The sequence below is a fragment of the Clostridium sp. D53t1_180928_C8 genome (genome assembly GCF_015667795.1).
In the GTDB taxonomy this organism is placed as follows: Bacteria; Bacillota; Clostridia; order Clostridiales; family Clostridiaceae; genus Clostridium.
In genome coordinates this window covers 51,887-60,556 of record NZ_JADPEL010000019.1, presented here as the reverse complement: position 1 = coordinate 60,556, position 8,670 = coordinate 51,887, and the positions used below count along the sequence as shown (strand labels likewise).

The 8,670-nt window shown below is 30.9% G+C and carries 5 protein-coding genes; all 5 read right to left on the bottom strand.

The genetic code is table 11. The features are described 5' to 3' along the window. Positions 1 to 170: 170 nt before the first annotated feature. On the bottom strand, positions 171 to 869 hold the full coding sequence (locus I4V51_RS12460) for a response regulator (protein WP_195988756.1): 699 nt from the start codon (positions 867 to 869) through the stop codon (positions 171 to 173). 23 nt (positions 870 to 892) lie between these two features. Then, positions 893 to 3,610, bottom strand: a complete 2,718-nt coding sequence (locus I4V51_RS12455) for a sensor histidine kinase KdpD (RefSeq protein ID WP_243281501.1) — start codon at positions 3,608 to 3,610, stop codon at positions 893 to 895. Positions 3,611 to 4,157: 547 nt separating this feature from the next. After that, positions 4,158 to 4,733: a potassium-transporting ATPase subunit KdpC gene (gene kdpC, locus I4V51_RS12450; RefSeq protein ID WP_195988755.1), complete on the bottom strand. Its 576-nt coding sequence runs from the start codon at positions 4,731 to 4,733 to the stop codon at positions 4,158 to 4,160. Positions 4,734 to 4,745: 12 nt separating this feature from the next. Further along, the gene (gene kdpB, locus I4V51_RS12445; RefSeq protein ID WP_195988754.1) at positions 4,746 to 6,806 is read right to left on the bottom strand and encodes a potassium-transporting ATPase subunit KdpB; all 2,061 of its coding nucleotides are present in this window, start codon (positions 6,804 to 6,806) and stop codon (positions 4,746 to 4,748) included. Between the two features lie 28 nt (positions 6,807 to 6,834). Further along, the gene (gene kdpA, locus I4V51_RS12440; RefSeq protein WP_195988753.1) at positions 6,835 to 8,577 is read right to left on the bottom strand and encodes a potassium-transporting ATPase subunit KdpA; all 1,743 of its coding nucleotides are present in this window, start codon (positions 8,575 to 8,577) and stop codon (positions 6,835 to 6,837) included. Positions 8,578 to 8,670 lie beyond the last annotated feature (93 nt).

Sequence of the window (8,670 nt, the reverse complement as noted above, 5' to 3'; positions counted from 1 at the left end):
CTAAACTACTATTATCCATATTGGATACCTCCTTGTATTATAGTTGTGGTCGGCAAACCTACTATAATTTTACAACGTAGGTTTTTTTATTTCTACTCACCGCTAGAAGCTTTCCGGAACCACAGGTCGAACCTGTGGTATTCTAAATACAAATAAAAAGATTAGTAGATTTACTCATCTACTAATCTATATCCAACACCAACTTCTGTTAATAAAAACCTAGGATTTGCCGGTTCTTTCTCAATTTTCCTTCTTATATTAGCCATAAAAACTCTTAAAGATTGATTTTCACCACCAATTACTCCTCCCCACACTTCTTTAATAATATAATTGTGAGTTAATACTTTACCAGCATGCTTAACTAATAAAGCAAATATCTTAAATTCAATTGGAGTAAAATGAACCTCTTCCCCCTGAATCGTTATCCTTCTTTTTTCTAAATCTACTTCTAATCCATCAATGCTATAATTTCTTACTATCTCTAAGTCTTCCTTATTTCTACCAGCTCTTCTTAGTAGTACCCTTACTCTTGCAAGAAGCTCACCCATACTAAATGGCTTTGATAAATAATCATCTGCACCTAAATCCAAAGCATCTATCTTATCTCTATCTTGTCCTCTTGCAGACACTATTATAATTGGTGTATCTTTAAATTCTCTAACTTTCCTAATTACCTCTATTCCGTCAATATCTGGTAATCCTAAATCTAATATTATTAACTCTGGATTATATGACATTGTCAATGCCATTGCTTCATTACCAGTAGAACTTTCTATAACTCTATACCCCTGAGTATCTAGAGATATTCTAATAAAATTTCTAATAGCCTTCTCATCTTCAACCACTAAAATCATAGTATTATTGTTCATAATTACACTCCTAATTATAAATTTTAATCAACAGGTAATGTGAATATAAATGTTGCTCCACCTGTTTCATTATTCTTAACTCTTATTTCTCCACCATGAGCGAAAATAATAGATTTACATATTGACAAACCTAATCCTACTCCTCTTCTAGAATCTGGATTATTTTTATTTCCTTTATAAAAGATCTCGAATAAATGTTTAATATCCTCTTTATTTATTCCTGGTCCATTATCACTTATCTCAAAATAAACATTATTCTTTTTTCTATAAACATTTATATTTAGTAATGATCCTTCAGGAGTATATTTAACTGCATTATCAACTAAATTAATTATTACTTGTTCTATGAGTTTCCCATCCATTGGTACAAATAATACCTCTTCTGGCATATCTACTGTTAATTTATGATTATTTAATCTGCTTTTTAAATGGTGTATAGATTCAGATAGTATTTCTTCAACCATTTCTGGATTTTTTTTAATTTCTAACTTTCCACTTTCTATTTTTGTCATACTTAATAAATTTTCAACTAATCTTATTAGCCACTCTGAATCATCATTAATTTCTTTTATAAGTTCAATGATAATATCTTTGTTTAGCTCATCATAAGAAGATAAAATTAAGCTACTAGATCCAGCAATACCAGTTAATGGAGTCCTTAAATCATGGGAAATTGCTCTTAATAAATTGCTTCTTAATTGTTCTCTTTCAAATTCCAACTTAGTTTTTTCTTTTTCTTTAACTAGCTCTTCTCTATCTAAGGCTAATGACATTTGTGCTACTACTGCTTCAATTAAACTCATATCATCTTTATCAACATCATCATTTCCAAAGAAAACTCCAAGCACCCCAAATATTTTCTCTTTAACTATTATTGGTATATAATATACCTCACTTCCATTATGAGTATCTGTTCCTCTCCCTGCCCTTTTTCTATTATTCAATACCCAATATGCAATTTCAAAATTCTTTTCGTTACTTAATTGATCTTGGCTAGGATTATCATTTATCCTTTTTATAATATAGTCTCCAGTCAATCCACAATTCTTCGATTCATAAAATATAGTATCCCTTTTTAATCCTTGTGCAAGATGAGTAATACCAGTATTAATTATATTTTCTTCTCCTGATAAATTAATAAAACTTCTACTTATTTGATATAACATTTGAGCTGCTTCCTCACGTTTTTCAAATATATCAGATTGCTCTTTAATTCTAGTAGTAAGAGTTGATGTTATAGTTGCAACCAGTACAAAAAACGGAAAAGTAACTAAATAAGTAGGATCATCAAACTGTAGGGTTAACCTTGGATGTGTAAAGAAAAAATTAAAACATATGACATTTATAAAAGCAAATATTACCCCAATTGCATATCCTTTAGTATTAACTGAAATAAATAATATTGCTAATATATATACTAATAATATATTAGCTTCTGCAAATCCTAAATAATTTATAATAATTGCTATACTTGTTGCTAATACAGAAAATATAATTGCAATAATGATATCTTTCTTATTAAAAGATAATTTATCCTTTAATGTTTTATCCTTAATATTAAATTTAACTTTATTTTTAGGCATTGGCTCTATTGAAGTTGGTATAACCTGTACCTCAATATGCTTAACCTTTTCTATTAATTTATCTACTATATCTTTTCTATTTACTTTTAATAATGTCTTTTTACTTATAACATTTCTGCCTATTATTATCTTAGTTATATTCCTATAATTACAAAACTTAATAATAGTATCAACAATATCATCACCATGAACTATTTCAACTATAGCACCCAATCTCTCTGCTAACTTTATATGTTCTCTTAACCTTTTCTTCTCTTCATCTATCATATTTTTAGAATTTAAATTACCTACATATAAAGCAATCCACTGTGTTTTAAATGATGAAGCCATTCTAGCCGCTGTTCTAATAACAGTTGCCGAAGATGGCGACCCACTTATACATGCAACTATTTTTTCCTTTGTTGGAAGTATATTTATATTACCTTTAGATAACCTAGATATTTGTACCACACTATTAACTGTATCAGCAGTTTTTCTTAGCGATAACTCTCTTAAAGCCTTCAGATTATCATCAGTAAAAAAATTTTTTTTCGCTTTATCTACATTTTCCTTTTTATATATCTTACCTTCATCAAATCTAGTTCTTAAATCCCCTGTAGCTATATCTATAAGTTCTATCTTATCAGCTCTATCTACAATATAATCTGGTACTGTTTCTTTAACAAAAACACCAGTAATACTTGCTATAACATCATTCAAACTTTCTAAATGTTGAACATTTAATGTAGTATAAACATTTATTCCAGCATCTAAAAGCTCCTCAATATCCTGCCATCTTTTTTTATGCCTAAACCTCGGGGGATTAGTATGTGGTAATTCATCTACTAGCAATACCTCCGGACTTCTTTCTAATGCAGCATTAAGATCAAATTCATGAATTTCTACACCTTTATAATTAATTTTTCTTGTACTTAAAACATCTAAACCATTAATTAATTCTAGGGTATCTTTTCTTGTATGTCTTTCAACATATCCTACTACAACATCAACATTATTATTTTTTAATTCATGAGCCTCTTGAAGCATAGCATAGGTTTTTCCTACACCAGCTGCATATCCAAAAAATATCTTTAACTTTCCCCTTTTTAAATACCCCTCTTCATTTTCTACCATCTTTAGTAATTGCCTGGAATTAGGCCTATTATCCTCTTCCATCATTATTATCACCCCAAAATAATATGAATATATTCTTATGCTTCTAATTACACACCATAAATAAATTGCGAAATACAGTGAGAATGAAAAATGGAATATTACTTTTCCGGTAAGCTGTGAAATTTTCGCTTTGAATTTATATTTCATTTTTTCTCTTCACTGTTTTTCTTATTTCTCCGACTTATAGTTAACGACTCCTACTATAAATTTGTAGCAGGAGTAGTTAACTTTAGGAAAATTCGGCTTAAATTGCAGACTTAAGCTTTAAAGCCAGTGATAGAGAAAAATTAATGATATCACCGGAAGAAAGTATCATATAATAAGCTTTATAATTTAATTATTATTGTAATAAAACTAGCGTTAAGAAGCTGAGGCGACCATTAGGAGCTTCGAAGCTTTAGCTATTTTTATGGAAATAATAATATAAATTCTTAGCGAAATTATATTACTTAATGGAGGTTATATCATTAATTTTCGGCATCACGGCATTTAAGCTTTAGTTAGCAGTTTTATTCAATAGCATAATTATACCAATTTCTTTAACAAACCTCTATCTATTTTGTACTTCATCTAATTTTAAATTTAGTTCAACTACATTAACATAAGTTTCCCCAAAGAAGCCTAAAATCCTTTTTTGCTTTACTTCATCTATTATATTTTGAACTTCTTTTTCACTCATATTCCTTTGTTGTGCAACTCTCTTTACTTGATATTCCGCTGCTGCTAATGATATATCTGGATCTAAGCCACTACCTGAAGCTGTTACTAAATCTACTGGTATCTTCTCCTCTGTTCCATTATATTTTTGTAACTCCTCAACTCTTTTTGCTATAATTTCTTCTAACTCATCTCCTGCAGGTGTTTTATTAGAGCCAGCACCTGCAACTCCATTATAAGGATAATCTGAAGTTGCTGATGGTCTCCCCCAAAAATATTTAGGTGATGTGAAATTTTGCCCTATAAGCTTTGATGCTACTACCTCTCCATTTATTTCAATTAAACTTCCATTAGCTTTATCTTTAAAAAATGTTTGTGCACATACAGTTATAAAAGTTGGATATATAACTCCTACAATTAAAGTAAATATTAATAAAACCCCTAAAGATTTTTTAAACACTTTCCACATATCTTTTCCTCCCTAAAATATTCCTAAAAAATTTATTAAAACATCAATTAACTTTATAGCAATAAATGGTACTATAATTCCACCTAGTCCATAAATTAATAAATTTTTCTTTAATAGCTTATGAGCCGGTGCCTCTGAATACTTAACACCTTTTAATGAAAGTGGTATTAATACTACTATAATTAATGCATTATAAATAACTGCTGATAATATAGCACTTTCTGGACTTGATAATCTCATAATATTAAGCTTGTCTAACACAGGAAATATACTCATAAATAATGGTGGTATTATAGCAAAGTATTTAGCAACGTCATTTGCAATACTAAATGTTGTAAGGGCCCCTCTAGTCATTAATAATTGCTTACCTATCTTAACAATTTCAATAAGCTTTGTTGGGCTTGAATCTAAATCAACCATATTTCCAGCTTCCTTTGCTGCTTGTGTCCCTGAATTCATAGCAACTGCTACATCTGCTTGAGCAAGTGCTGGTGCATCATTTGTTCCATCTCCAGTCATCGCAACTATATGACCAGCTTGTTGATAATCAGCAATTAAATTAAGCTTAGCTTCTGGAGTAGCTTCTGCTAAGTAAGTATCCACCCCTGCTTCTGCTGCTATTGCCGCTGCAGTTAATGGATTATCTCCAGTAATCATTACAGTCTTAATTCCCATTTCCCTTAAATCACTAAATTTTTCTTTAACACCTGATTTTATAATATCCTTTAAATATACAACACCTAAAACTTTCTCATTTTCAACAACTACTAAAGGAGTTCCTCCTTTTCTAGATATTCTTTTAACTATAACATTACATTCATTTGGATAGTCTCCACCCATTTTTTGAACATATGCTTTAATTGCAGATTCTGATCCCTTTCTTATTTCTCTATTTTTATAATTCATACCACTCATCTTTGTTCTTGCTGTAAATGGTACAAACTCTCCCTCTTCTGTTACTTCTTCATTAAAGTTATATTGAGTTTTAGCTAACTCTACTATACTTTTACCTTCAGGTGTCTTATCTGCTAATGAACTTAATGCAGCAACTTCTGCTAACTCCTCTACTGATATATTTTCTAATGGTATAAATTCTGCTGCTTGTCTATTACCTAAAGTAATTGTTCCTGTTTTATCTAATAACAACACATCTACATCTCCAGCTGCTTCTATGGCTCTACCTGAAGTAGCTAAAACATTAGCACTAGTTAATCTGCTCATTCCAGCTATTCCAATTGAAGATAATAAAGCTCCTATTGTTGTTGGCGCTAAACAAACTAATAATGCAATTAACGAAAGAATTGATATTGATTCACCTCCACCATTTAACTTAACTGCAAAATCGCCAAATACATAAAGCGTTGATGTTATTACTAAAAATATTATTGTTAATGAAACCAATAATATTTGAAGAGCAATTTCATTAGGAGTTTTCTTTCTTGCAGCTCCTTCAACCATTGAAATCATCTTATCTAAAAAGCTTTCTCCACTACCTGCTGTAACCTTCATTACTATCCAATCCGAAACAACAGTTGTTCCACCAGTTACAGAACTTCTATCTCCACCATCTTCTCTTATGACCGGAGCACTTTCACCTGTTATAGCACTTTCGTCAACTGAGGCTATTCCCTCAATAACTTCACCATCTGCTGGTATTTGCTCACCAGCCTTAACTAATACAATGTCACCTTTTACTAAATCTGATGACTTAACTACATCCCCAAGTCTATCGACTATACTTCTTAACCTCCTACACATTACATCTTTTTTAGCTGCTCTTAATGCATCAGCTTGTGCCTTTCCTCTACCTTCTGCAATTGCTTCCGCAAAGTTTGCAAATAAAACAGTAAACCAAAGGAACAGTGTTATTAAAAAAGTAAATAATCTTTCTTGTCCTTGACTCTCATTAAAAAATGTTGATAAAAATATAACAGTTGTTAATATTGAACCTATATAAACTACAAACATTACTGGATTTTTATATTGAATCTTCGGTGATAATTTCTTAAAAGAATCCTTAAAGGCTTCTTTTACCATGTTTCCATCTATAAAAACTTGCTTCTTTTTACTCATAGCAAAATCTCTCCTTCACTTGAAACTACTAAAACAACATTTGTAACTGCTCTACTATTGGCCCTAGCGCTAATGCTGGGAAGAAGCTTAATGCTCCTATCATTAATACAACTATTATCAATAATGTTACAAATACACCATTATTAGTTGCTAATGTTCCTGCTGAGCTTGGTATATATTTTTTCTTTGCTATTGAACCTGATATTGCAAGCATCAATACTATAGGTACAAATCTTGCTAACAACATTGCTATTCCTAATAAAATATTTAGTGGAACTGTGTCTGCACTAAACCCCGCAAATGCACTACCATTGTTGTTTCCTGCTGAAGAAAGTGCATATAAAATTTCTGAGAATCCATGAGCACCACCATTGTTTAAACTCTCCTGTATTGATGGTATTACACATGCTATAGCTGTACCAATTACCACTATTAACGGAGTTGTTATTACTGCTAATGATGCCATTTTCATCTCAAATGGTTCTATTTTTTTACCTAAATATTCAGGGGTTCTACCAACCATAAGACCTGATATAAATACAGTCATAATTATAAATGCCACCATTCCATAAAGGCCGCTACCAACCCCACCAAATATTACTTCACCTAATTGCATTAATAGCATTATTATTCCACCACCTAATGGTGTATATGAGTCATGCATTGAATTTACTGAACCATTAGAAGCTGCTGTGGTAGTAACTGCCCAAAATGAAGAACTTGCTATACCAAATCTAACTTCCTTACCTTCCATATTACCGCCTGATTGCCCATCTGAATAACTTATATCAACTATTCCATTTTGTTCAATTTGTGGTGTAGCTTTTTGCTCTAAAGCACCAACACTTACTAAGCAAATTGCATATATTATAAACATTGCTAAAAATATAGCTCGTCCTTGTTTTTTATCTTTAACCATATATCCAAAGGTGAAACATAATGCAACTGCAATTAACAATATAGATGTAACTTCAACGACATTTGATGCTAAGTTTGGATTTTCTAATGGATGTGCTGAATTTACACCAAAGAAACCTCCCCCATTAGTTCCTAATTGCTTAATTGCTATTTGACTCGCCGCCGGCCCACCTGGGATTATTTGACTATCTATAATCGTTCCATCCTCTAATGTATATGGATCTATTAATTTAACCTCTTGATATTCTTTAAAGTTTTGAACTACGCCTTGTGATACTAAAAATAATGAAATTACTATTGATAATGGCAATAATATATATAATAATGATTTAGTTAAATCTACCCAAAAGTTTCCTATTTCCTTTGACTTTCTTTTCATGAATCCTCTTATTACAGCAACTAAAACTGCTATACCTACTGCTGCTGAAAGGAAATTTTGAACTGACAATCCTAACATTTGAGTTAAATAGCTTAAAGTTGTTTCTCCACTATAAGCCTGCCAATTTGTATTAGTTGCAAAACTTGCCGCAGTATTAAAGGCTAAATCTGATGATACATTTGCTATCCCCTCTGGATTCAATGGTAAATACTTTTGTAATATCTGTAATAAGTAAATTACTATAAACCCTAATAAATTAAACATAAGAACAGCACCAGCATACTGCTTCCATCCCATTCCTTTTTCTTCATCTATTTTTAGCAACTTGTACAAAAACTTTTCAATCGGTCTTACTATAGGACTTAAAAATACTTGCTCTCCAGAAAATACTTTTCCCATATACTTACCTAATGGTACTGCTAATAAAACTAAAATAACTGTATATACAACTATTTGCAAAATAACATTAATCATAAATTTTCACCCCCAATTAAGCAATAAACTAAGTAGCATAATAGTGAAACTACTAGAATGAATGATACTATTACTAATCCATCCATATTTACC

Bases quoted from the DNA above. Each gene is read 5' to 3' on its own strand.
- I4V51_RS12460 (WP_195988756.1), bottom strand. From the start codon at position 869: ATGAACAATAATACTATGATTTTAGTGGTTGAAGATGAGAAGGCTATT.
- I4V51_RS12455 (WP_243281501.1), bottom strand. From the start codon at position 3,610: ATGATGGAAGAGGATAATAGGCCTAATTCCAGGCAATTACTAAAGATG.
- kdpC (WP_195988755.1), bottom strand. From the start codon at position 4,733: ATGTGGAAAGTGTTTAAAAAATCTTTAGGGGTTTTATTAATATTTACT.
- kdpB (WP_195988754.1), bottom strand. From the start codon at position 6,806: ATGAGTAAAAAGAAGCAAGTTTTTATAGATGGAAACATGGTAAAAGAA.
- kdpA (WP_195988753.1), bottom strand. From the start codon at position 8,577: ATGATTAATGTTATTTTGCAAATAGTTGTATATACAGTTATTTTAGTT.